This is a genomic window from Frigoribacterium sp. CFBP 13729 (assembly GCF_014841875.1).
Lineage (GTDB): Bacteria > Actinomycetota > Actinomycetes > Actinomycetales > Microbacteriaceae > Frigoribacterium.
This window is the reverse complement of the sequence record NZ_JACYUR010000002.1, coordinates 121,468-144,432: the sequence shown is the minus strand read 5'-3', so window position 1 is coordinate 144,432 and position 22,965 is coordinate 121,468. Positions and strand designations below refer to the sequence as shown.

General features: G+C 71.4%; 20 protein-coding genes, 1 tRNA gene and 1 riboswitch. Of the genes, 13 read left to right on the top strand and 8 right to left on the bottom strand.

From position 1 onward, the window contains the following. Positions 1 to 82: 82 nt before the first annotated feature. Positions 83 to 301, top strand: coding sequence for a hypothetical protein (locus tag IFT77_RS07095; protein WP_123547843.1), 219 nt, complete (start codon positions 83 to 85; stop codon positions 299 to 301). Positions 302 to 397: 96 nt separating this feature from the next. After that, positions 398 to 1,525 carry a DUF418 domain-containing protein gene (locus IFT77_RS07090; protein WP_192169611.1) on the top strand — a complete coding sequence of 376 codons (1,128 nt, stop codon included), beginning with the start codon at positions 398 to 400 and terminating at the stop codon, positions 1,523 to 1,525. Positions 1,526 to 1,537: 12 nt separating this feature from the next. On the opposite strand, the gene IFT77_RS07085 is transcribed toward IFT77_RS07090, so the two are convergent. Next, positions 1,538 to 2,191 (bottom strand): TetR/AcrR family transcriptional regulator, encoded by a 654-nt coding sequence (locus IFT77_RS07085; protein WP_192169610.1) that lies wholly within the window; start codon positions 2,189 to 2,191, stop codon positions 1,538 to 1,540. Positions 2,192 to 2,225: 34 nt separating this feature from the next. On the opposite strand from IFT77_RS07085, the gene IFT77_RS07080 reads away from it, so the two are divergent. The 7 genes from IFT77_RS07080 (at position 2,226) to pstB (ending at position 10,886) form a co-directional block, all read left to right on the top strand. After that, on the top strand, positions 2,226 to 3,188 hold the full coding sequence (locus IFT77_RS07080) for a DMT family transporter (RefSeq protein WP_371740971.1): 963 nt from the start codon (positions 2,226 to 2,228) through the stop codon (positions 3,186 to 3,188). Positions 3,189 to 3,348: 160 nt separating this feature from the next. Further along, positions 3,349 to 5,517: an RNA degradosome polyphosphate kinase gene (locus tag IFT77_RS07075; RefSeq protein ID WP_192040861.1), complete on the top strand. Its 2,169-nt coding sequence runs from the start codon at positions 3,349 to 3,351 to the stop codon at positions 5,515 to 5,517. Beyond that, positions 5,514 to 6,458, top strand: coding sequence for an NUDIX domain-containing protein (locus IFT77_RS07070; RefSeq protein WP_192169608.1), 945 nt, complete (start codon positions 5,514 to 5,516; stop codon positions 6,456 to 6,458). The genes IFT77_RS07075 and IFT77_RS07070 overlap by 4 nt, the downstream gene beginning before the upstream one ends. A gap of 270 nt (positions 6,459 to 6,728) precedes the next feature. Next, positions 6,729 to 7,826 (top strand): phosphate ABC transporter substrate-binding protein PstS, encoded by a 1,098-nt coding sequence (locus IFT77_RS07065; RefSeq protein WP_371740970.1) that lies wholly within the window; start codon positions 6,729 to 6,731, stop codon positions 7,824 to 7,826. A gap of 151 nt (positions 7,827 to 7,977) precedes the next feature. Next, complete coding sequence (gene pstC / locus IFT77_RS07060) at positions 7,978 to 8,940, top strand: phosphate ABC transporter permease subunit PstC (protein ID WP_192040859.1); 963 nt, start codon at positions 7,978 to 7,980, stop codon at positions 8,938 to 8,940. Then, positions 8,940 to 10,037 (top strand): phosphate ABC transporter permease PstA, encoded by a 1,098-nt coding sequence (gene pstA, locus IFT77_RS07055; RefSeq protein ID WP_192169607.1) that lies wholly within the window; start codon positions 8,940 to 8,942, stop codon positions 10,035 to 10,037. Before pstC ends, pstA begins: the two co-directional genes overlap by 1 nt. 69 nt (positions 10,038 to 10,106) lie before the next feature. Then, entirely contained in the window at positions 10,107 to 10,886 is a 780-nt protein-coding gene (gene pstB, locus IFT77_RS07050) for a phosphate ABC transporter ATP-binding protein PstB (protein WP_192040857.1), read from the top strand. Between the two features lie 160 nt (positions 10,887 to 11,046). On the opposite strand, the gene IFT77_RS07045 is transcribed toward pstB, so the two are convergent. From IFT77_RS07045 to IFT77_RS07035, 3 genes are all read right to left on the bottom strand, one after another. Beyond that, complete coding sequence (locus IFT77_RS07045) at positions 11,047 to 11,958, bottom strand: anti-sigma factor (RefSeq protein WP_192040856.1); 912 nt, start codon at positions 11,956 to 11,958, stop codon at positions 11,047 to 11,049. Beyond that, positions 11,955 to 12,551 (bottom strand): ECF RNA polymerase sigma factor SigK, encoded by a 597-nt coding sequence (gene sigK / locus IFT77_RS07040; protein WP_192040855.1) that lies wholly within the window; start codon positions 12,549 to 12,551, stop codon positions 11,955 to 11,957. The genes IFT77_RS07045 and sigK overlap by 4 nt, the downstream gene beginning before the upstream one ends. 597 nt (positions 12,552 to 13,148) lie before the next feature. Then, positions 13,149 to 13,778, bottom strand: a complete 630-nt coding sequence (locus tag IFT77_RS07035) for a DNA-directed RNA polymerase subunit beta (RefSeq protein WP_133738326.1) — start codon at positions 13,776 to 13,778, stop codon at positions 13,149 to 13,151. Positions 13,779 to 13,932: 154 nt separating this feature from the next. Here IFT77_RS07035 and IFT77_RS07030 point away from each other — a divergent pair. Continuing rightward, positions 13,933 to 14,005: transfer RNA gene (locus IFT77_RS07030), tRNA-Lys, on the top strand. A gap of 382 nt (positions 14,006 to 14,387) precedes the next feature. Next, positions 14,388 to 15,203 carry a M15 family metallopeptidase gene (locus IFT77_RS07025; RefSeq protein WP_192169606.1) on the top strand — a complete coding sequence of 272 codons (816 nt, stop codon included), beginning with the start codon at positions 14,388 to 14,390 and terminating at the stop codon, positions 15,201 to 15,203. A gap of 485 nt (positions 15,204 to 15,688) precedes the next feature. Here the strand turns inward: IFT77_RS07025 and IFT77_RS07020 are convergent, their stop codons facing one another. Continuing rightward, complete coding sequence (locus tag IFT77_RS07020) at positions 15,689 to 16,666, bottom strand: aldose 1-epimerase family protein (RefSeq protein WP_192169605.1); 978 nt, start codon at positions 16,664 to 16,666, stop codon at positions 15,689 to 15,691. Between the two features lie 112 nt (positions 16,667 to 16,778). Next, positions 16,779 to 17,627: a DeoR family transcriptional regulator gene (locus IFT77_RS07015; protein WP_192169604.1), complete on the bottom strand. Its 849-nt coding sequence runs from the start codon at positions 17,625 to 17,627 to the stop codon at positions 16,779 to 16,781. Between the two features lie 89 nt (positions 17,628 to 17,716). On the opposite strand from IFT77_RS07015, the gene galT reads away from it, so the two are divergent. Both galT and galK read left to right on the top strand, forming a co-directional pair. After that, a complete protein-coding gene (galT, locus tag IFT77_RS07010) occupies positions 17,717 to 18,817 on the top strand; it encodes a galactose-1-phosphate uridylyltransferase (protein WP_192169603.1) in 1,101 nt (366 codons plus the stop codon). Beyond that, positions 18,817 to 20,061 (top strand): galactokinase, encoded by a 1,245-nt coding sequence (gene galK / locus IFT77_RS07005; protein WP_192169602.1) that lies wholly within the window; start codon positions 18,817 to 18,819, stop codon positions 20,059 to 20,061. The genes galT and galK overlap by 1 nt, the downstream gene beginning before the upstream one ends. Before the next feature lie 112 nt (positions 20,062 to 20,173). Here the strand turns inward: galK and IFT77_RS07000 are convergent, their stop codons facing one another. Together IFT77_RS07000 and glyA are read right to left on the bottom strand one after the other, a co-directional pair. Next, complete coding sequence (locus IFT77_RS07000; RefSeq protein WP_192041402.1) at positions 20,174 to 21,067, bottom strand: bifunctional methylenetetrahydrofolate dehydrogenase/methenyltetrahydrofolate cyclohydrolase; 894 nt, start codon at positions 21,065 to 21,067, stop codon at positions 20,174 to 20,176. A gap of 320 nt (positions 21,068 to 21,387) precedes the next feature. Next, positions 21,388 to 22,719 (bottom strand): serine hydroxymethyltransferase, encoded by a 1,332-nt coding sequence (gene glyA, locus IFT77_RS06995; RefSeq protein WP_192040835.1) that lies wholly within the window; start codon positions 22,717 to 22,719, stop codon positions 21,388 to 21,390. Between the two features lie 63 nt (positions 22,720 to 22,782). Further along, a riboswitch (ZMP/ZTP riboswitch) is annotated at positions 22,783 to 22,867 on the bottom strand. Positions 22,868 to 22,965 lie beyond the last annotated feature (98 nt).

The window sequence follows — 22,965 nt, the reverse complement described above, 5'->3', positions numbered from 1 at the left end:
GCACCCCGACCTGGCACGCCGCTCACAGCCTGAGGGAGTGGATTGTCGCCATCGGATCGTCCACGACCTGCAGGAGAACACCATGAACCCCGTCAAATTCATCTCGGACCTCGGCGTCAAGAGCGAGCACGCCTACTGGGGCGGCTTCGCGTCCATCGTGATCGCGCTCGTCGCGTGGCTCGCCTCCCAGGGCAAGGACTCGAACGACAAGGCGCAGTCGGACCGCTGGGGCATCTTCATCGGCCACTGGGCGCCCACGTTCTTCGCCCTCGGCATCGCCCTGAAGCAGGAAGAGAAGTAGGCAGCTCCTCGATCTCGTCCCCCCGGACGACGGCGCCGCGGCGACGTCATCCGGGGGGACGACTCGCTCGCGGCGGGGCTCCGCGACGCTGGTGACATGCCACAGATCACCCGCTCCGCCTCCTCACCCGCCTCCCCCGCCGCTCCTGCCGTTCCTGCCGTTCGTCCCGGCATCGACGCGACCGTCGCGACCCTGCCTGGTGAGGGGACCGCCTCCGCCCCGGCGACTCCAGAGAGCCGCTGGCGACTCGTCGACGCCCTCCGCGGGTTCGCGCTCTGCGGCATCCTGTTCGCGAACGCCCCCTTCCTGTTGGGCATCGGCGAGGGCCTGTCCCCGGAAGACTTCGCGGGCCAGCTCTCATCGAGCACGGGCAGCGGCCTGCTCGGCGTGCTGGTCGAACAGCGGTTCGTGCCGATCTTCTGCTTCCTCTTCGGCCTGAGCTTCCAGCTCATCGTGCTGTCGGCCCGCCGGCGCGGCACGTCGCCGTGGCTGCCCCTGGCGCTGCGGCTGGCCGCCCTGCTCGGGATCGGACTGCTGCACGCGCTCGTGTTCCCCGGGGACGTGCTGCGCGAGTACGCGATCGCGGGCCTCGTCCTGCTGCCGGCCGTGCTGCTCGCCCCTCGCTGGCTGACCGCGGCATTGGGCGCCGTGCTCACGATCGTCGCGTTCGCCGTCCTCGGCGGAGGCGTCGTGACGGTCCCCGGCCTGCTCCTGCTGGGCTCCGCCGCCGCTTCGTACGGGCTCCCCACGGTGCTCGAGCGGCCGGGACGATCGGTGGTCGCGGTGTTCGTGACGGCCCTCCTCGCCTCGGTCGCGGGCACCGTCGCGCAGGTCGTCGGCGGCCCGGAGGCCGCGTTCGGCGCCGTCGGAGCCTCGACCGGCCTCGTCGTCGCCGTGACCTACGCGACCGGGCTCGCCCTGCTCTGGCGCACTCGTGCCCGGGCCCTGCTCGCCGCGGCCCTCGAGCCGCTCGGCCGGATGGCCCTCACGAACTACCTGGCCGCTTCGGTCGTGCTCACCCTCGTCGCGCTGGCCTCGCCGGGCCTCGACTGGTCGACGATGACGAGCTACCTGCCGATGGTCGTCACGAGCGCCGCGCTGCTCGTGGTGCAGTCGCTGCTCAGCCGGCTGTGGCTGCGGCACGTCTCGTACGGCCCCGTGGAGTGGGCTTGGCGGTCGGTCACCTGGCGACGCCTCGCCCCGATGCGCGGCGGGGTGCTCTAGGCACGGACCCGGTCACGGCCCGGTGGTCGACGACGGGCCCGCTCCCCCGGCCCCACCGGCAGTGGCCGTGGCGCCGGCGAGCAGGGCCGAGGCGAGGTCCCGTGCCGTCTCGACCGGCCTGGGGAAGGTCGCCATCCCGAGCGTGACCAGAGCGCCCTCGTGCAGCAGCATCAGCTGCCGCGCGAGGGCGCCGCCGTCGCCCCGCCCCAGCCCCGCCTCCGCGAGGAGGTCGGCGACCAGTGCGAGCATCCAGCGCTTCTGCCGGGTGAGCTCGGGCAGCACCGGCCCGCCGTCGTCCGGACCGCCCACCTCGGCACGCGCGTTGATCACGCCGCAGCCCTTGGGCGAGTTGTCGGCGGCCCAGGTGAGCGTCGCGTCGAAGACGGCGAGCACCCGCTCGGGGCCGGGCTCGGGCGTGCGGGCCAGCTCGGCGGCGAGGTGGGCGCGCCATCTCGCGTCGCGGTGCTGCAGGTACGAGACGACCAGCGCCTCCTTCGAGCCGAAGCGGTCGTAGAGGGTCTTCTTCGTGACGCCGGCCGCCTCGGCGATCGTGTCGACGCCGACGGCGTGGACGCCGCGGTCGTAGAAGAGGTCGGAGGCGGCGTCGAGGAGGCGGCGCGCACCGGGCGTGAGGGAGGGCAGCTCGGGCGCGGTGAGGTCGACCATGCCCTCGACTATACCCATCTGTATAGTCGAGGGCGTGAATAAACAGATCGGTTTACTCGACCACCTCGTGAGCGGCCGGGCGCGCCGTGTGCCCGGCGCCGTCACGGTGCTCGCCGCCGCCGCGTTCGTCCTCGCGTGGAGCTCGGGCTTCACCATCGCTGCCGTCGCCACCGTCGACGCGCCGGCGACGACGCTGCTGCTCTGGCGGTTCCTGCCGCTCGCCGTGCTGCTCGTCGTGGTGGCCGCCGCCCGCGGACGACTGCGCGGGGTCCCCCTCGTCGAGCTGCGGCGACAGGCCGTCATCGGGCTGCTCGCGCAGTTCGGCTACGTCGTCCCCGTCTACGCGGCGGTCGGCGTCGGGGTGGCGACCGGCAGCACGGCCCTGGTCGACGCGGCGCAGCCGCTCGTCGTCGCCACCCTCGTCGGCCCGCTGCTCGGGCTGCGGGTGCGGGGCGCGCAGTGGGTCGGGCTCGGTGTCGGGGCGGTCGGCGTCGTGCTCGTCGTCGGGTCGCAGCTCGGGGACTCGGACGCGCCGACGTGGGCCTGGGCGTTCCCGGCGCTCGCGATGGCGAGCCTCATCGCCGGCACGCTCGTCGAGCGGCGCGGAGGGGCGGAGCTGCCGGTGCTCACGACGCTGACGGTGCACGTGAGCGTGACGGCCGCGGCGCTCGTGGTGCTCGCGGCCGCGACCGGGACGCTCGTGCCGCCTCCGTCGCCCTCGTTCTGGGCCGCCACCGTGCTGTCGGCGCTGGTGCCGACGCTCGCCGCGTACGGGCTCTACTGGTGGCTGCTGCGCCGGCTGGGCGTCACCGCCCTGAACGCGCTGCTGTTCCTGGTGGCGCCGACCACCGCGGCGTCCGGCTCCCTGCTGCTCGGCGAGCCGCTCACGGCGTGGACCCTGGCGGGGTTCGTGCTCAGCGGCGCCGGCTCCGCCCTCGTCCTGGCGGGCGGGCGAAGGAGGCGCGCACCGGTCGGCGAGGCCCTCGCGGCCACCTGAGGCGCCTCCGTCGCGCCTCCGGCCACGCTTCCTCCCGGCGTCCTCCGCGCCTCCGACACGTCTCCGTCGTGCCTCCTCCACAGCCGCCGAGCCGGGCCTCGTCACCAGCCGTTCACGTGGCGGGGACGTCGGCGGCCACCAGGGGTGGCACGATGGTGCGATGGACAGCGAACCACGCGTCGACGGCGCCGGCGTCACCCCCGATTTCCTCGACGACTTCGACGAGATCGTCAGCTTCGAGGACGGCACGCTCCCCGCCGAGCGGTACCTCGACCGAGAGCTCAGCTGGCTGGCGTTCAACCAGCGCGTGCTCGAGCTCGCCGAGGACCCGACGACGCCGTTGCTCGAGCGCGCGAACTTCCTCGCGATCTTCGCCAGCAACCTCGACGAGTTCTTCATGGTCCGCGTCGCCGGCCTGAAGCGGCGCATCGCCACCGGGCTCGCCGTGCCCACGAACGTCGGCCGCGGCCCCAACGAGGTGCTCGCCGACATCAACGCCAAGGCGCACGACCTGCAAGAGCGGCACGCCCGGGCGTTCCTCGACCTGGTCAAGCCCGACCTCGACGACGCGGGCATCCACATCGAGAAGTGGTCCGACCTCGAAGAGGCCGACCGCGTCCGCATGCGCGAGATCTTCACCGAGCAGATCTTCCCCGTGCTGATGCCGCTCGCCGTCGACCCCGCGCACCCGTTCCCCTACATCTCGGGCCTGTCGCTCAACCTCTCGGTGCGCGTCCGCAACCCGAAGACGATGCGCCAGGAGTTCGCGCGCCTCAAGGTGCCGCAGATGCTGCCGCGCTTCGTGCAGCTGCCCGACAACGACAGCGGGCGCGTGCGGTTCATCCCTCTGGAAGACCTGATCGCGAACCACCTGCAGGACCTGTTCCCGGGCATGGAGGTCGTCGAGCACCACGTGTTCCGCGTCACCCGCAACGAGGACGTCGAGGTCGACGAGGACGAGTCGGAGAACCTGATCCAGGCTCTCGAGCGCGAGCTGCTGCGTCGGCGCTTCGGCCCGCCCATCCGCCTCGAGATCACCGACGACATGGACCCGGTCACGCTCGAGCTGCTCGTCCGCGAGCTCGACGTCACCGACCAGGAGGTCTACCGGCTGCCGGCCCCCCTCGACCTCGCGGGCCTCTTCGAGATCACGAAGATGCCGCGTTCCGACCTGAAGTACCCGAAGCACCTGCCCCAGACGGCGCTGCAGCTGCAGCCGACCGAGCCGAACATGAAGCCCGACATGTTCGCGAGCATCGCCCGGCAGGACATCCTGGTGCACCACCCGTACGAGTCGTTCGCGACGAGCGTGCAGGCGTTCCTCGAGCAGGCGGCGGCCGACCCCAACGTCCTCGCCATCAAGCAGACGCTCTACCGCACGAGCGGCGACAGCCCGATCATCGAGGCCCTCATCGACGCCGCGGAGTCGGGCAAGCAGGTGCTCGCCCTCGTCGAGGTCAAGGCGCGCTTCGACGAGCAGAACAACATCACGTGGGCCCGCAAGCTCGAGAAGGCCGGCGTGCACGTCGTCTACGGCCTGGTCGGGCTCAAGACCCACTGCAAGCTCGCGCTCGTGATCCGCCAGGAGAAGGGCCGGCTGCGGCACTACACGCACATCGGCACGGGCAACTACAACCCCAAGACGAGCCGCATCTACGAGGACATGGGCCTCTTCACCGCCGACGACCAGGTCGGGAAGGACCTGACGCGCCTGTTCAACGAGCTGTCGGGCTACGCGATCGAGAAGAAGTTCAAGCGCCTCCTCGTCGCTCCGCGCTACCTCCGCCGCGGCCTGCTCAAGCAGATCCAGGGCGAGATCGAGGCCGCGCAGGCCGGTCGCCCCTCGGGCATCAAGATCAAGATCAACTCGATCGTCGACGAGCAGATCATCGACGCGCTCTACAAGGCCAGCCAGGCCGGCGTGCCCGTCGACGTCTGGGTGCGGGGCATCTGCACCATCAAGCCGGGCCAGCCGGGCCTCAGCGACACGATCCGCGTGCGGTCGGTGCTCGGCCGCTACCTGGAGCACTCGCGCCTGTTCTGGTTCGCGAACGACGGCGACCCCCAGGTCTTCATCGGCAGCGCCGACATGATGCACCGCAACCTCGACCGCCGCATCGAGGCGCTCGTGCGCCTCACGCAGCAGGACCACCTCGAGCAGGTCTCCGAGCTCTTCGACCGTGCGATGTCCGACGAGACGGCGTCGTGGTGGCTCGAGAGCGACGGCACCTGGACGCGCCACGCTCGTGACGCCTCCGACGCCCCGCTCGCCGACATGCAGAACGTGCTGATGAAGCAGATCACGCAGCGCCGCCGGGCCAGCCGGTGAGCACGGTCGCCCCCACGACGATCGTCGCGGCCGGCGCGGTCTGCTTCCGCCTGGTGGACGGCAAGGCACGCGTGCTGCTCATCCACCGCGAGCACCACGGCGACGTCTCGCTGCCCAAGGGCAAGGTCGACCCCGGCGAGTCGACGCCGCAGACGGCCGTCCGCGAGATCCGCGAGGAGACGGGGTACCGCGTCGCCCTCGGGGCCCCGCTCGGCACCGCCGAGTACGTCATGCCCGGCGGTCGGGACAAGATCGTGCACTACTGGGCGGCCGAGGTCACCGACGACGCGGTCGCCGAGGCCGGTCGCTTCATGCCCAACAGCGAGGTCGCCGCGATCGAGTGGGTCTCGATCGAGAAGGCGCGCGCCAAGCTGACCTACGAACGGGACGCGGAGGTGCTCGACCGGTTCGCCGACCGCGTCGCCTCGGGCGCCGCCCGCACCTTCGCCCTCGTGGCCCTGCGGCACGCGAAGACGACGTCGCCCGGCGACTGGAGCGGCTCGGACGCCACCCGCCCCCTGCTGCCCCAGGGCCGCCGTCAGGCGAAGTCGATCGCGCCCGGCATCGCGGCGTGGGCCCCGCAGCGGCTGATCAGCAGCACGGCCGCCCGCTGCCTCGCGACGCTCGAGCCGGTCTCGGCGCTGACCCGCGTCGGGGTCAAGCAGAGCGACTCGATCAGCCAGGACGCGTTCGACCGCCACGACGACGACGTGGCCGGCGTCGTCGCGAAGCGCCTCAAGAAGCGGGTGCCGGCCGTGTTCTGCACGCACGCCCCGGTGCTGCCCGAGATCGTGCGGCAGATCGCCGTGGGGACGGTCGGCGGCCACCGGCTCGACCTGCGCCGCGCCTCCTCGCTGAGCCCCGGCGAGTACACCGTGCTGCACGTGTCGTGCTCCGACGCCGCGCTCGTCGCCGTCGAGACGCACGGCCCCGTGCTCTGAGGCAGGCCGCCGGCCTGTCGACCCTCGCGCCCCGTGGCCCTGCCCCGGGGCGCGAGCCGTGTCGGGCCGTGTCGACGCGGCGGGTGGGCTCGGCGGGTGATCCTGGCCCTGCGGCTCCGTGCAGGCGGGCACGCCCGGCCGATGTTCCCCCCGCGTTAACCTCCCGTTCACCATCGCAGACGACCGTGGTTAACCACTCGACGTAGCGTCTCGCCTCGGGTCAGCACCGGCCCCCAGCACCCACGGCACTACATCCGAAAAGGAACCTCTGTGAACTTCAAGCGCACCGGCAGCATCGTGGCGATCGCCGCGGTCGGCACCATGCTCCTCGCGTCCTGCGCCTCCAACGAGGGCGGCTCCGGCTCCTCGTCCGACGGCGCCTCCTCCGACCTCTCCGGCACGATCGCCGGCATCGGCGCCTCGTCGCAGCAGGCCGCCCAGGAGGCCTGGGTCGCCGGCTTCCAGACCGCCAACCCCGACGTGACCGTCAACTACGACCCGCAGGGCTCCGGCGGCGGCCGTGAGAGCTTCATCTCCGGCGCCGCGGCCTTCGCCGGCTCGGACCGCGCGTTCAAGACCGACGAGATCTCGTCGAGCACCTTCGCGGGCTGCACGCCCGACACCGGCATCGTCGAGCTGCCCGTCTACGTCTCGCCCATCGCGGTCGTCTTCAACCTCGACGGCGTCGACGAGCTCAACCTCTCGCCCGCCACCATCGCCGGCATCTTCAGCGGCGCGATCACCACGTGGGACGCGGCCGAGATCAAGGCCGACAACCCCGACGCCGACCTGCCCAGCACGCCCATCACGGCCGTGCACCGCTCGGACGACTCGGGCACCACCGAGAACTTCACCGAGTACCTGAACGCCAACAGCCCCGACGTGTGGTCGTCGGAGCCCGACGGCGTCTGGCCCCTCGAGGGCGGTGAGGGCGCCTCCGGCACCTCGGGCGTGATCGACGCGGTGACCAACGGCACCGGCACGATCGGCTACGCGGACGCCTCGCGCGCCGGCGACCTCGGCGTCGCGAAGATCAAGGTCGGCGAGGAGTTCGTCGAGTACTCGGCCGAGGCCGCCGCCGCCATCGTCGACGAGTCCCCTGAAGAGGAAGGCCGCACCGAGGGCGACATCGCCATCGAGCTCGACCGCACCTCGACGGCCGACGGCGTCTACCCCCTCGTGCTCGTCAGCTACCTGATCGGCTGCGAGTCGTACGAGGACGCCGCCCAGGGCGAGCTCGTGAAGTCGTACTTCGAGTACGTCTCCAGCGACGAGGGCCAGCAGGTCGCGGCCGACGCCGCCGGCTCGGCTCCCATCTCGAGCACCCTCTCGGGTCAGGTCGCCGACGCGATCGCGCTCATCAAGTAGCACCCGCCACACCGGGCCCGGGACCGCACGCCGTGCGGTCCCGGGCCGTCGCCCTGACAGGGGCACCCGTACGATCAGCACCATCGGCAGAACCGCACCGCCACCCGAGCACCGCCCGCACACCGAGCACCCACCCGGAGGACCTCGTCCGATGACCGCCCCCGCATCGACCGCCACGAAGGTCAAGGCACCTCGTGCGCCGCGTCGCCCCGCAGACCGGATCTTCTCGGGCAGCACCGTCGTCGCCGGCGGCCTGATCCTCGCCATCCTCGCCGCCGTCGCGATCTTCCTGGTCGCGCAGAGCATCCCCGCCGTGATCGCCGACCCGGCCGACATCTCGCTCTCCGGCTTCCCCGACTCGTTCTGGCAGTACGTCGGCCCGCTCGCCTTCGGCACGGTCTACGCCGCCGCGCTCGCGCTCGTCATGGCCCTCCCCGTCGCCATCGGCATCGCGCTCTTCATCTCGCACTACGCCCCTCGCCGCCTCGCCGCGGGCCTCGGCTACGTCATCGACCTGCTGGCCGCCGTGCCGTCGGTCGTCTTCGGCCTGTGGGGCAGCATCGTCCTCGCCCCCGCCGTGCAGCCCGTCTACGCGTGGATGGCCGACCACCTCGGCTGGTTCCCGCTGTTCGCCGGTCCCGTGTCGGGCACCGGCCGCACGCTGCTCACCGCCTCCATCGTGCTCGCCGTGATGATCCTGCCGATCATCACCGCGCTGAGCCGTGAGGTGTTCCTGCAGACGCCGACCCTGCACGAGGAGGCGGCCCTCGCGCTGGGTGCGACCCGCTGGGAGATGATCCAGGTCGCGGTCCTGCCCTTCGGCCGCCCCGGCATCATCTCGGCCTCGATGCTCGGCCTCGGCCGGGCCCTCGGCGAGACCATGGCCGTCGCGCTCGTGCTGTCGCCGGCGCTCGTGATCAACCCCGCGATCCTCACCTCGACGAACTCGTCGACCATCGCCGCGAACATCGCCCTGAGGTTCCCCGAGGCGCACGACATCGGCATCAACACCCTGATCGCGACCGGTCTCGTCCTCTTCGTCATCACGCTGGTCGTCAACTCGATCGCCCGCGTCGTCATCAACCGCCGCAAGGCCTTCTCCGGAGCGAACTGATGGCCACCACCACCCAGGACCGTCCCCGCACGGCCAGCCGCACCGTCAACACCCTCACCACGGGCAAGCTGCCCAAGGCGGCGCCGCTGGCGATCCTCCTCGGCAGCTGGGCCGTCATGCTCGTCGTCTTCGGCCTGCTGCAGACCGGCGGCGTCACGGAGACCTTCAACTGGGTAGCCGCGATCGTGCTCGGCACGATCCTCTACGCCGCCCTCGTGTTCGTCATCTCGATGCAGGTCGAGGGCATCCGCCGCGCCAAGGACCGCGTCGTCACGACCCTGGTCAGCGCGGCGTTCATCCTCGCGCTGATCCCGCTCGTCTCGGTCCTCTTCACCGTCGTGACGAGCGGCGCCGCCCGCTTCGACGGCGACTTCTTCTCGATGTCGATGCGCAACGTGGTCGGAGCGGGCGGCGGCGGGCTGCACGCCCTCACCGGCACCCTGCTGATCACCGCCCTCGCCGCCGTGATCTCGGTGCCGATCGGCCTGCTCACGGCCATCTACCTCGTCGAGTACGGCCGTGGCCGCCTGGCCCGCGCGATCACGTTCTTCGTCGACGTGATGACGGGCATCCCGTCGATCGTCGCCGGCCTGTTCGCCTACGCCCTGTTCGTGATCTTCTTCGGCGAGGGCGTCCGCATGGGCGCCGCAGGCTCCGTGGCCCTGGCCGTGCTGATGATCCCCGTCGTCGTGCGCAGCACGGAGGAGATGCTCAAGCTCGTCCCGAACGAGCTGCGCGAGGCCGCCTACGCGCTCGGCGTGCCGAAGTGGCTGACGATCCTCAAGGTCGTGCTCCCCACCTCCATCGCGGGCATCACCACCGGCGTCATGCTGTCGATCGCCCGCGTCATCGGCGAGACGGCCCCGCTGCTCATCACCGCCGGCTTCACGGCGAGCATGAACTACGACCTGTTCGACGGCCGCATGCAGTCGCTGCCGGTCTTCGCCTACAGCTCGTACGTGAGCCAGGGCACCGACGCGGCCGCCTACATCGACCGGGCGTGGACCTCGGCCCTGACGCTGATCCTCATCGTCATGGCGCTGAACCTGCTGGCCCGCCTCATCGCGCGCCTCTTCGCCCCCAAGCTCGGCCGCTGACGGCCACGCGCCTCCCCCACTCTTCCCCCGCGTCCCCGCACGACGCCGCACCTCACCGAAGGAATGTGAATGTCCAAGCGCATCGAGGTCAAGGACCTCAACGTCTACTACGGCAAGTTCAAGGCCGTCGAGGACGTCAACATCACCATCGAGCCGCGCACGGTCACGGCCTTCATCGGCCCGTCCGGCTGCGGCAAGTCGACGTTCCTCCGCACGCTGAACCGCATGCACGAGGTCATCCCCGGCGCCTACGTCGACGGCGAGGTGCTGATCGACGGCAACGACCTCTACAGCCCCGGCGTCGACCCGGTGCTCGTGCGCCGTCAGGTCGGCATGGTGTTCCAGCGCCCGAACCCCTTCCCCACCATGAGCATCCGCGACAACGTGCTCGCCGGCGTGAAGCTCAACAACCGCCGCATGGGCAAGGGCGAGCAGGACGACCTGGTCGAGAGCTCGCTGCAGGGCGCCAACCTCTGGAACGAGGTCAAGGACCGCCTCGACAAGCCCGGCTCGGGCCTCTCGGGCGGCCAGCAGCAGCGCCTCTGCATCGCGCGCGCGGTCGCCGTCTCCCCCGACGTGATCCTGATGGACGAGCCCTGCTCGGCCCTCGACCCGATCTCGACGCTCGCCATCGAGGACCTCATCGAGGAGCTCAAGCAGCAGTACACGATCGTCATCGTGACCCACAACATGCAGCAGGCCAGCCGCGTCAGCGACAAGACGGCCTTCTTCAACATCGCGGGCACAGGCAAGCCCGGCAAGCTCATCGAGTACGACGACACCGCCACGATGTTCTCGAAGCCCAGCGTCCAGGCGACCGAGGACTACGTCTCCGGCCGATTCGGCTGAGCCCGGAGGCTGCGCGCGGCCGACGGTCGTGGGCGGCCCACGGGTCGTCCTCGGCCCGGCACGACGCGAAGGAGGCGGCCCACCTGCTGGTGGGCCGCCTCCTTCGTCGTGTGGCCGGGTCGCGGCCCTAGCGGGGCCCGACCGGGTCGTGCAGTCGCCGCTAAGCGCTCTGCACGGCCATGATCGGGTCGCTCGTCGGCTGCTCGGAGCCGCCGGCGGGCTCGACCGTGAGGCCGATCGTGGCGCCAGGGCTCATCTCGCCCTTGAGCACCTTCGTGACCGTCGAGTCGGTGTCCGTGTCGAACGTGCCGGCAGGCACGGCACCGTCAGCGCCGATGTACCAGAGCTCGTACGTCTGGTCGCCGGGCAGCGAGGTGAGGCCGTCGAGGACGACCGCCGAGCGCTTGAGCTCGTTCGACCAGACCAGCGTCGCGGTGCCACCGGTGCTGACGTCGGCGACGGTCCGCTGGAAGTCGCCTGCCGCGTAGATCTCGTCGATCGAGGAGGCGGTGGCCTCCTGCTGCTGGCTCGGGCCGGTGACCTCGGACAGCAGCGCGCCTCCTCCGAAGAAGAGCGCGGCGGCTGCCGCGGCGACGCCGAGCATGGCGACGGGCCGGGTGAACCAGCGGGCACGGGCCGCGCCGGTGGGCTCGAGCACGCGGGCAGCGGTCTCGGTCTCGCTCGGCTCCATCTCGGGGACGGCGTGGCGGCCGGGGCGAGCGATCTCGTGGTCGTCACCCGCGCCTCCTGCGACCTGCGTCACGGCCGGCGTCTGCGAGGCAGAGTCGGAGGTGGTCTGGGCGGGCAGCTGAGGCAGCCCGACGATGGCGTCCATGATGCTCGCGCGGAGGGCGGCCGAAGGCATCACGGGCGGTGCCGCGTGGGCGAGCAGCAAGGCGGTCTCTCTCAATTCGGTCACTTCCCTTCTGGTGCTCTCGGACTCCTCCAGCAGAGTCTCGAAGTCGTGTCGTTCGTCGTCGCTCAGGGCGTCGAGCGCGTAGGCACCCGACATCGCCTCGAGCGAGTCGTGGGGCGGGTTGCCGCCGGTGGTGGAGTCGTCGCGGTAGGTCACGATGCCACTCCCATCTCGTCGCGCAGGCGGATCATGCCGTCGCGCAGTCTCGTCTTGACGGTGCCGATCGGCACCCCCAGCATCGCGGCCACTTCACTGTGGCTGTAGCCGCCGTAGTACGCCAGCCTGACGGCCTGGCTCTGGAGCTCCGTGAGTCGTCCCAGTGCACGCTCGACGCGCTCGTGCTCGATCCGGATCTCGACCGACTCGGTGACCGAGTCGTAGCCGGGCTCCAGATCGCGGACGCCGATCTTCAGGTCTCGGTCGCGGCCGGCCTGCGAGGCGCGGACACGGTCGACGGCCCGGCGGTGGGCCATCGTCAACATCCAGCTCGAGGCACTGCCCCGGGTGGTGTCGAAGCGAGCGGCGTTCTGCCAGATCTCGAGGAAGACCTCCTGGGTGACTTCCTCGGACTGCGAGTGGTCCTTCAGGAGGCGCTTGATCAGGCCCATCACACGAGGTGCGGTCTGGTCGTACAGCTCGGCGAAGGCCACTCGATCGGCCTGGGCGACCCTGAGGAGGAGCTCGTCAGGGGTCGACGCACGCGCCTCCTCCTGGGGAGTCTCGATGTCATGGGTCACGAGCTTCAGCATGTCAGGGTTCACCTCGATCCGCTCGTGTCGGGTTGACCGTCACAGGGGAGTGACGGGTTCGTGCTGGTCTCCGGTGGTGCTGGTTGTTGCTGGTGTGAGTCGAACCCCCCGCCCGGTGACCGTCTGGGATGGCGTTCAGGCCCGGGCCGAGCGGAGGGAACGACCGCGTCGTCCCGCCAGTCAGGGCGGCGGGAAGTCAGCGGAGGATCTCTCGATCCCTCACGCTCATGGTTCGGCACCGGGGGGCTGCTGGTTTGGGCGAGTTTGCCTCGGGTGCACGGAACGCCTGGCGGGGCCTGTGCCTCCGGTGGCCGAGTGGTCACGAACGGTCGGTCACCGCGTCGTCAGGGACCACTTCGGACCACCCGACCGCGCGCCCTGGGCGGAGGGACGGGGACGGGGCCCCGGATCAGCCGGGCGGAACGGTCACGCTCGGTGAGGAGGAAGAGGGTGTCGGGCCGCAGGAACGCCTCTCGGCGCGAGGCCGCTCGAAGCGGCTAAATTTGGAGCCCGGGGTTTCTACGGCCCGACAGTGAACGAGTGTAACCGTCGTCGCCGGGCCTCGCTCGGGCGTTCGCCCGGTGCGAACGCGGAGCGTCAGTCGAGGCTGCCGTCGCGCCAGAGCGCGGCGCACGCGGTGAGGTCGACACCGAGCTCGGAGAGACGGAGCGCGCGCCGGGTCAGCGTCGAGGCGAGGTCGGAGCCGATCGAGTCCTGCTCGTCGGCGACGGTCGTGGCGCCGGCCGACGCCAGCCGGCAGAACGCCGCACCGCGCTCGAGCGCGACCGCGAAGTCGCCGTCGAACACCCCGCGCAGGATGAGGTCGGCCAGCGCGAGCACCTCGGCCGGGGTCGCGGGCGTCGGGGCCCCGGCGACGATCGGGTCGATGGTGGTCGACGTCTCGACGCCGCGGTCGAAGAGGTAGGTGACCTCCTCGGGCGCCTGGCGGATGACGGCGCGCACGAGGTAGATCCGCCACAGGGCCCCGGGCAGGGTGTGCGGCGCGGCGCGGGCCCACAGCTCGGCGACGACGTCGATGCCGTGCTCGTCGCTGAACGAGACGAGCCGGTCGAGGATCTCGGGCTGCGGGTCGTGCTTGACCCGGGCGACGAGGGCGGCCGCCGACTCGTGGGCGATCCGGTTCACGGTCGCCGGGTCGTCGCCTCCCTGGAACGCCTCGAAGGCGGCACTGGGGAACTGGGTCGGGCGGTGGAAGTCTCTGGGCATCGCCTCGACGATACGCGCGTGCACCGACAGCGGCGTGTGGGTCGGGCGTCGCCGCCCGTGGTCGCTCGTCGTCGCTCGTCGTCGCTCACGGACGCGAAGGAGGCGCGCTGCCGGCCCGCGAGGACGCCCGCGATCACGTATCCTCGAACACCGAGGGCCTCTAGCTCAGTTGGCAGAGCATCGGACTTTTAATCCGCGGGTCGTGGGTTCGAGCCCCACGGGGCCCACCTGTGAATAGAAGGGTTCTGAGGCCTACCGGCCGGGAATCCAAGAAGCAGACCCCTCCGAAACCCCTCTCAGGGTCTGCTCTTGTGAGCCCCGCTGAGTTCATCTCGAACTTGGTGCCGGTTCGCGTAGGCCGTGTACAGCCGGGGAACCGCGACCAGAAAGACAATGCCCGGGGCGTCGGCCCCCTAGCTCGAAGGCGACTTGGGGTACCCCGCCGTCCCCCGTAGAGCCCACTGGTGCCGCCGAAGAGGCAGCTGCGAAGCTGCTGATGTGAATCAGCCTCAAGAACCGCCAGGCCTAGAGCCGCCGAACGTCGGTCTGAACCGGCGAACCATGCTGGGTTATGCGTCTGCCGCCGCTCTCGCAGCTGCAGGCCTAGCCATGACAGGCAAGATGTCCCCCGCCATCGGCGCAGAGAAGAAGGACGGCATCGTCAAGCTGCTAGCGCTTGGCGATCCGATCGGTTGGGACGGGCATCTCAACGGGCAGGTGCCGTTGGAGAAGATGACCCTTCTCACGTATCCGGACACGACGACGCCTTACCGGTACACCGGATCCCTTGAGGCCGTGTACATGCGCCCAGACGCCGCCGTGGATCTCGTAGCTTGGCTCACCGCCTACCGCAATAACTTCGGCTCTTACTTGAAGGTCAACGAGGGGTATCGGACCCTCGAAGGGCAGACCTACTGGTGGAACCAGTACGGCCAGAACCCGGAATTTGCGGCGCGCCCCGGGCGCAGCAACCACGGACTCGGCCAAGCGGTCGACTTCGAGCGTTCGGAGATCCCGGAAGGCAGCTCACAACTTGCCTGGCTTCGCAGGACGTGCGGTAGTTACGGTTTCGCCGTCTACAGCAGCGAGCGCTGGCACTTCGACTACACGAGGGCATGGTCGCCCGGACAAGCAACGCCTACACCCCTGTACCTTCCGCAAGAAGAGGACGAAGACATGTACGCAAGACGCAGCAACGGCGAAGTGGCCATTTTCGGAGCGAGCTACCGCTCGGTGAAGGGGGGCGGAACTGGCCGTCATATCTTCGGCAGCCCCGACGAGTACAACGCTTGGCGTTCCTTGGTCATCAGCCACAACACGACGGTGGATGCGGCATCCAAGCGGCCTGTTCCGCCAGAGCTCAGCAAGGTGATGAACGTCGACGACCTGGGCTGGGGAGTTCTCAACGCCATCTATGGCACCTAGGAGATCAACATGGAAAGGCCCGGCCCAGACACGGCCGGGCCTTTTCGCGCGCGCTGACCGACATCCGGGCTGACGAATCGAGCGGGCGGGTCCGCTCCATCTGACTGTGAGCTTCCGCGTGCCGGCGATGGAACTGCAGCGGAAAATGAGCGTGCCCCCGACCGGCGGAGCCAGCGGGGGCACGGTGCACCGGGAGCGGCTCCGGTCCCCGGATCAGGTGGGGAACGGCGCACGGAACTCCCGGCGACTTGTGTCCGGTAACCAGCCGAACGGATACACGCTAGCGCCCGGGCGAGCGGATCCGGGTGTGCGGCAGGGACCACCTGCGCATACTGGACAACAGGTCAGCGGGTCGGTTTTGCCGGGCGACATGTGTTGCATACCTGCATCTGTGCCTCCCCGACGGCGGTGGGGCGACAGCGACGCGATGACGACGAGACCACGCCGCACATCGCGGAGCGTCGTCGCGATCGCGTCGCCTGTGCCTATGCCTGCGCCGAGACGCCCGCGGCCCCCGCGGCACCTGCGGCCCCCGCGGCGACCCGCCGGATGCCCCACGCAGCAGTCCACGTCTCGCCCGGCTCGAGCCAGAGGAGCCCCTCGCCGGTCACGAGCGCGTTCGGCGGCGCCGTCATCGGCTCGACCGCCACGGCCAGCCCCTCGACCCCCGCCCGCGGGAAGTTCCGGGGCGTGAACATCTGCACGTACGGGAACGCCTCGTCCTGCCAGAGCTCGGTCGCCGTGCCGTCGGGCGCCGTCAGCCGCGTGCGGCGCACGCCGTCGGCGCCGGGCTGCACGTCGCGGTAGGGGGTGTCGAGGTCGAGGTCGCCGAGGCGGGGGCCGCCACGGAGGTCGGCCGACGTGCCCGCCACGGGCGACGTTCCGGTCGGGATGCCACGCTGGCTGACCTCGTACCGGGTCGCCGCCTCCAGCGTGATCGTCAGCGTCGCCGGATCGTGCGCGCCGACGCGCAGGAACGGATGCGAGCCGAGGGCGAACGGCGCACCGGCTGCACCGACGTTCGACACGGTGTGCACCACCCGCATGCCGTCGGCGACGAGCTCGTGCCGCACCGTCGTCTCGAGGGTGAAGGGCCAGCCGTGCTGCGGGAACACCGTCGCCGCCAGCGTCACCGCGTGCGGCTCGACGTCGACCGCCCGGTACGCCGTGTACCGCAGCAGCCCGTGGCTCGCGTTGCCCTTGGCCGGCTCGGTGAGGTCGAGCTGCAGCTCACGCCCGTCGAGGGTCCAGCGCCCGCCGTCGACGCGGTTCGGCCAGGGGAACAGCGTGATGCCGCACGCCGACGGGGGCGTCTCGTGCTCGGCGAACGTCTCGGCGAGCGCCTCGCCGTCGACGGCCAGGGCGCGCAGCCCGGCTGCGACCTCGGTCACCGTCGCCGTGACGACGCGGCCGTCGGCCTCGAGCCTCAGCTCGTGCTGGTGCCCGGTGGGTGGGGTCGTCATGGTCGTCCCTTCGTCGTGAGCGTCGCGACCGTGGTGAGCGTCGTCGCAGGAGGTGCGGGTGCGGACCGCAGGAGCCGCAGCCGTGCCGGTGGCCGGCACCGCGCCTCCGGCGTCAGCCTGCCAGGTCGTCGGCCGACCCGGCCGGGCCGGGGCCGTCGTCGGGCAGCTCGGCCTCGACGACCTCGAGCCCTGCTCGCCGCAGGGCGACGACCTGCTCGGCGTCGGCGTCGGCGGTGATGAGCGCCTCGAACCGGTCGAGCGGGCCGATGACGCCCAGGTGCGCCTCGCCGAGCTTGCCGCCGTCGGCGACGATGTACGAGCGCCGGGCGGTGGTGGTCATGAGGCGCTTCAGGTCGGTCTCGGGCAGGTTGACGTTGGTCGCGCCGTGCTCGGCGTGCACGCCGGTGCAGCCGATGAAGGCGAGGTCGGCGGTGATCGAGCTGAAGACGCTGGTCGCCAGGGGGTTCACGAGCGAGTGCTGCAGCGGCCGGAGGGTGCCGCCCGAGACGATCACCGTGAAGCCGGGCACCGCCTGCTCGAGGGCCAGCGCGATCGTCAGCCCGTTGGTGACGACGACGACGCCCTCGAGGTCGTGACGGTCGAGCAGTGCCAGGGCGATCTGCGTCGTCGTGGTGCCGACGTCGATCACGACGCAGTCGCCCGAGCGCACGAGCGAGGCGGCGCGGACCCCGATCGCCTTCTTGGCGTCGGTGCCGACCGCGCTCTCCTCCTCGAAGGGGCGCTCGACCGGCCGGTCGACGGAGAGGGCGCCGCCGTGGACGCGCGACAGCAGCCCCTCGGCAGCGAGGCTCTCGAGGTCGGTGCGGATGGTCACCTCGGAGAGCCGGAACTCGCGCGCCAGCTCGGAGGTCGAGACGAACCCGCGGCGGCCGACCAGGTCGGCGATGCGCCCGCGCCGACGCTCGCCGGGCAGCGGGGCGTCGTCGGGGTTGCGGGTCACCCCTCGATCTTCGTATGCTTTCACCTGCTTTCGCAAGTGCAAGTCGCGGGGGCGTCCGCAGGCCCCACCCCCGCCCCCGAGGAGGCACCATGGCGTCCATCGCCATCCGCCCGACGACACTGGCCGACGGCCGTGAGCTCATCTACTTCGACGACGCCGACACCTCCCTCGGCTCCGAGCGTCGTGCCGACGCACGCGTGCTCGACCCGCGGCCCGAGACCGCCTCGATGCGCCAGGACCCGCTCACGGGCGAGTGGGTCTCGATCGCGGCCTCGCGTCAGAACCGCGTGTTCCTGCCGCCGGCCGAGCTCGACCCCCTGGCCCCCGCCTCCTCGACGAACCCCTCCGAGATCCCCGACCTCTACGACGTCGCGGTCTTCGAGAACCGCTCCCCGTCGTTCGGCCCGACCCTCGACGGGCCCGACGCGCCCGCCGGTCTCGCCGACCTGGCCGAGGTCGGCCTCGGTCGCACGCGCCGCAGCGTCGGCCGCTGCGAGGTCGTCTGCTTCAGCCCCGAGACGCACGGCTCGTTCGCCGGCCTCAGCGACTCCCGTGCGCGCACGGTCGTCGAGGCGTGGGCGCACCGCACCGAGGCCCTCTCGGCGCTGCCCGGCGTCGAGCAGGTGTTCCCGTTCGAGAACCGCGGCCAGGCCATCGGCGTGACCCTGCACCACCCGCACGGCCAGATCTACGCCTACCCCTACGTGACGCCGCGCACCTCCGCGCTGCTGCGCAGCATCGACGCCTACGGCCCCGACCTCTTCGCCGACCTGCTCGAGAGCGAGCGCACCGGTCCGCGCGTCGTCCTCGCCGGCGAGCACTTCACGGCGTTCGTGCCGTTCGCCGCGCGCTGGCCCATCGAGATCCACCTGCTCCCCCACCGCCACGTGCCCGACTTCGCGGGCCTGACGAGCGACGAACGCGACGAGCTCGCAGTCATGTACAAGCGCCTCCTCACGGGCCTCGACGCCCTCTACGGCGACGAGACGCCCTACATCGGCGCCTGGCACCAGGCTCCCGTCAACGTCGGGCGCGACACCGTCCGACTGATGCTGCAGATCACCTCGCCGCGACGTGCCGAGAGCAAGCTGAAGTTCCTGGCGGGCTCCGAGGCCGCGATGGGAGCCTGGGTGGGCGACCTCGTGCCCGAGGTCCAGGCCGACCGACTGAGAGAGGCGATGACGCGCTGATGGACACCACCCCCGACACCGCAGGAGGCGCGGCCCGCGCCACCGAGACCGGCCACGCCCGCGACTTCGCCTCCGTCTTCGACACCGCCGTCACCGGTCGCTGGTCGGCGCCCGGACGGGCCAACCTGATCGGCGAGCACACGGACTACAACGACGGCTTCGTGTTCCCGTTCGCGATCGACCGCCGCACGGTCGTGACCGTCGGCGTGCGTGACGACCGCCTCCTCCGTGTCGCCAGCACCTTCGACGAGGGTGTCCACGAGATCTCGCTCGACGAGCTCGACCCTGCCCGCATGGACGGCTGGCCCGCCTACGTCTTCGGCATCGCCTGGGCGCTCTCCGTCGCGCCGACGCGCGCCGCGTCGCCGTCGTTCGCCGCCGCCGGCGGAGACCTCTCGACCATCGACCTGTCGTCGGTCCCCGGGCTCGACCTGTTCGTCACCTCCGACGTGCCGATCGGCGCGGGGCTGTCGTCGTCCGCCGCGCTCGAGTGCTCGGTCGCCGTCGCGATGACCGAGCTCTGGGGCCTCGACGTGAACCGCGCGACCCTCGCCGCCGTCGGCCAGCTGTCCGAGAACGAGGCCGTGGGCGCGCCCACCGGCATCATGGACCAGTCCGCGTCGCTGCTGGGCCAGGCCGACTCGGCCGTGTTCCTCGACTGCCGCAGCCTCGACGCCGACGTCGTCGACCTCGGCTTCGACGCGGCCGGCCTCGAGATCCTCGTCGTCGACACGCACGTCGAGCACGCCCACGCCACCGGCGGCTACGTCGACCGCCGCACCTCGTGCGAGCGCGGCGCCGAGGCGCTCGGCGTCAGCTCGCTGCGCGACCTCGACGTCGACGACCTGACCCGTGCCGCCGAGGTGCTCGACGACGAGACGTTCCGCCGCGTGCGCCACGTGGTCACCGAGAACCAGCGCGTGCTCGACACCGTGCGCACCCTGCGCACCGACGGCGCCGTCGCCATCGGCGAGCTGCTCGACGCCTCCCACGTCTCGATGCGCGACGACTTCGAGATCTCGGTGCCCGAGCTCGACCTCGCGGTCTCCACCGCCCAGGCGGCAGGAGCCGTCGGCGCGCGCATGACCGGCGGCGGCTTCGGCGGCTCGGCGATCGCGCTCGTCCGCTCGGCCGACCGCGATGCCGTCGCATCGGCCGTCACCGCCGCCTTCGCCGAGGCCGGCTTCGCCGCGCCGACCGTCTTCACGGTGCACCCCGCCGAGGGCGCGCGCCGCGACGCCTGACGCGACCCGCACGGCGCGAGCGCAACTTACGCGAAAAGGGACGAAGTAGGGCTGGGCCCGCCCCTACTTCGTCCCTTTTCGCGCATCTCGCGCGCGCAGCGGGCGCGGCGCCTCAGGCGACGCGCTCGGCGGCCTCCACCACGTTGGCGAGCAGCATCGCGCGCGTCATGGGGCCGACTCCCCCGGGCACCGGCGACAGGGCGCCCGCCACGGCGGCCACGCCCGGGTCGACGTCGCCGCGCAGCTTGTACTTGCCGGTCTCCTCGTTGAGGACACGCGTGATGCCCACGTCGATCACGGTCGCTCCGGGCTGCACCCAGTCCGGCTTCACCAGCCCGGCCACCCCGGCGGCGGCCACGACGATGTCGGCCCGGCGCACCTCCGCGGCGACGTCGGCCGTGCGCGAATGCGTCAGCGTGGCCGTCGCCTCGAGTCGCGTCAGCAGCAGCCCGAGCGGACGCCCCACCGTCAGCCCCTGGCCGACGATCGTCACGTGCGCGCCGGCGATCGGCACGTCGTAGGCGCGCAGCATCGCGACGATGCCGCGCGGCGTGCAGGGCAGGGGCGTGTCGATGGAACCCTTGCCGCCGGGCACGGCGAGCACGAGCTCGCCGAGGTTGACGGGGTGCAGGCCGTCGGCGTCCTTCGCGGGGTCCATCAGCTCGAGCATCGCTGTCGGGTCGATGCCCTCGGGCAGCGGGAGCTGGATGATGAAGGCCGTCACGGCCTCGTCTGCGTTCATCGTCTCGATCGCGGCGCGGATGTCGGCCTCGGACGCCGTGTCGGGCAGATCGATGCGGATCGACTCGATCCCCACCTCGGCGCAGTCGCGGTGCTTGCCCGCGACGTACGACAGCGAGCCGGGGTTGGCCCCGACGAGGATCGTCCCGAGCCCCGGCGCCGTGCCGCGCGCCTTGAGGGCGTCGACCCGCTCGCGCAGGTCGGCCTTGACGGTCGCGGCCAGGGCTGTGCCGTCGATCTTGACGGCGCTGCCCGGCCCGGCGATCAGCGGCCGTCCCTGCTCGTCGACGTCGACCCCGACGGCACCGGCAGGCGAGGGCCCCGCGCCGACGGCGGCACCACCGGAGCGCACGACGCCGGCGCCAGCACCAGCACCGGCGACCGCGGCCGCACCGGTGACCGCGGCCCCACCGTCAGCAGCACCGGCACCGGCAGCACCGGCCGCACCGGCAGCACCGGCAGGGGCACCAGCCGCAGCGGCACTCGGTGCAGCAGCAGCATCAGCAGCAGTCGCACGGTCGGCTGCACCGGCCGGCTCAGGGGACGAGGAGGCGCCGGTCGCGTCGACCGGGCCCACGCCCGCACTCACGCGTAGAGCGGGAACGCGTCGGTCAGCGCCTTCACCCGCGCGGCCAGCGCGGCGATGTCGGGCTCGGGCATCAGCGTCGCGGCGATGATGTCGGCGACCTCGGCGAACTCGGCGTCGTCGAAGCCGCGGGTCGCGAGTGCGGACGTGCCGATCCGGACGCCGGAGGTGACCATCGGCGGGCGAGGATCCCACGGGACCGAGTTGCGGTTGACGGTGATGCCGACCTCGTGCAGGAGGTTCTCCGCCTGCTTGCCGTCGACCTCGCTGGCGCGCAGGTCGACGAGCACGAGGTGCACGTCGGTGCCGCCGGTGAGCACGTCGACGCCGGCCGCCTTCGCGTCGGCCTGCATCAGGCGCGCGGCGAGGGCCTGGGCGCCGCGGATGGTGCGCTCCTGGCGGTCCTTGAACTCGGGCTCGGCCGCGAGCTTGAACGCGGTCGCCTTGGCGGCGATGACGTGCATCAGCGGGCCGCCCTGCTGACCGGGGAACACCGCCGAGTTGAGCTTCTTGAAGAGCGGCTCGTGGTTCGACAGGATCACGCCCGACCGGGGACCGGCGAGGGTCTTGTGCACGGTCGACGAGACGACGTGGGCGTGCGGCACGGGCGAGGGGTGCAGGCCGGCGGCGACGAGCCCGGCGAAGTGCGCCATGTCGACCCACAGGTACGCGCCGACCTCGTCGGCGATGGCGCGGAACGCCTCGAAGTCGAGCTGGCGGGGGTAGGCCGACCAGCCGGCGATGATCACCTTGGGCTGGTGCTCGATCGCCTGGCGACGCACGACGTCCATGTCGATCAGGTACGTCTCGGGGTCGACCTCGTACGCGACGGCCTTGTACATCTTGCCGCTGAAGTTGAGCTTCATGCCGTGGGTCAGGTGGCCGCCGTGCGACAGCTCGAGGCCGAGGATCGTGTCGCCGATGTCGGCGAGCGCCGCCAGCACGGCGGCGTTGGCCTGGGCGCCCGAGTGCGGCTGCACGTTGGCGAAGTCCGCGCCGAAGAGCGACTTGGCACGCTCGATGGCGAGGTTCTCGGCGACGTCGACGAACTCGCAGCCGCCGTAGTAGCGGCGGCCCGGGTAGCCCTCGGCGTACTTGTTCGTCAGCACGGAGCCCTGCGACTCGAGCACGGCACGCGGCACGAAGTTCTCGGAGGCGATCATCTCGAGGTAGTCGCGCTGGCGGCCGAGCTCCTGCTCGAGCACGGCGGCGATCTCGGGGTCGACCTCGCTGAGGGGGGCGTTGAAGGTCGAGGGCAGCTTCTGGCCGGCGCTGGTGCCGGCCGCAGTGGTGCCGGCGGCGCTGGCGGTGGACTCTGACTGGATCGTCATGGCGGGTCTCTCTCTACACGGTCACGGGACGAGGGCGGCACGAGGTGCCGGTTCTTCAGGTGGTGAGGTGGCCCAGGCGTACGGCCACGTACCGTGTGTGCGTCGCTCCCCGATGGTGACCATCTGAACGCCAGTCGCGACCGGTCGATCATATCTCGGCGGGCTGGGCGTATGCGAGACCGGGGGCGTCGTCGGAGGCGTCCCGGAGGCGCTGGTCGAGACGCGCCGATCCGCACGATCGACGTG

What these genes read in the sequence shown, in the direction of transcription:
- galK (WP_192169602.1), top strand. Translation starts at nt 18,817, where the DNA reads ATGGACACCACCCCCGACACCGCAGGAGGCGCGGCCCGCGCCACCGAG.
- IFT77_RS07075 (WP_192040861.1), top strand. Translation starts at nt 3,349, where the DNA reads ATGGACAGCGAACCACGCGTCGACGGCGCCGGCGTCACCCCCGATTTC.
- pstA (WP_192169607.1), top strand. Translation starts at nt 8,940, where the DNA reads ATGGCCACCACCACCCAGGACCGTCCCCGCACGGCCAGCCGCACCGTC.
- IFT77_RS07090 (WP_192169611.1), top strand. Translation starts at nt 398, where the DNA reads ATGCCACAGATCACCCGCTCCGCCTCCTCACCCGCCTCCCCCGCCGCT.
- glyA (WP_192040835.1), bottom strand. Translation starts at nt 22,719, where the DNA reads ATGACGATCCAGTCAGAGTCCACCGCCAGCGCCGCCGGCACCACTGCG.
- IFT77_RS07035 (WP_133738326.1), bottom strand. Translation starts at nt 13,778, where the DNA reads ATGCCCAGAGACTTCCACCGCCCGACCCAGTTCCCCAGTGCCGCCTTC.
- pstB (WP_192040857.1), top strand. Translation starts at nt 10,107, where the DNA reads ATGTCCAAGCGCATCGAGGTCAAGGACCTCAACGTCTACTACGGCAAG.
- IFT77_RS07025 (WP_192169606.1), top strand. Translation starts at nt 14,388, where the DNA reads ATGACAGGCAAGATGTCCCCCGCCATCGGCGCAGAGAAGAAGGACGGC.
- sigK (WP_192040855.1), bottom strand. Translation starts at nt 12,551, where the DNA reads ATGCTGAAGCTCGTGACCCATGACATCGAGACTCCCCAGGAGGAGGCG.
- pstC (WP_192040859.1), top strand. Translation starts at nt 7,978, where the DNA reads ATGACCGCCCCCGCATCGACCGCCACGAAGGTCAAGGCACCTCGTGCG.
- IFT77_RS07085 (WP_192169610.1), bottom strand. Translation starts at nt 2,191, where the DNA reads ATGGTCGACCTCACCGCGCCCGAGCTGCCCTCCCTCACGCCCGGTGCG.
- IFT77_RS07095 (WP_123547843.1), top strand. Translation starts at nt 83, where the DNA reads ATGAACCCCGTCAAATTCATCTCGGACCTCGGCGTCAAGAGCGAGCAC.
- galT (WP_192169603.1), top strand. Translation starts at nt 17,717, where the DNA reads ATGGCGTCCATCGCCATCCGCCCGACGACACTGGCCGACGGCCGTGAG.
- IFT77_RS07020 (WP_192169605.1), bottom strand. Translation starts at nt 16,666, where the DNA reads ATGACGACCCCACCCACCGGGCACCAGCACGAGCTGAGGCTCGAGGCC.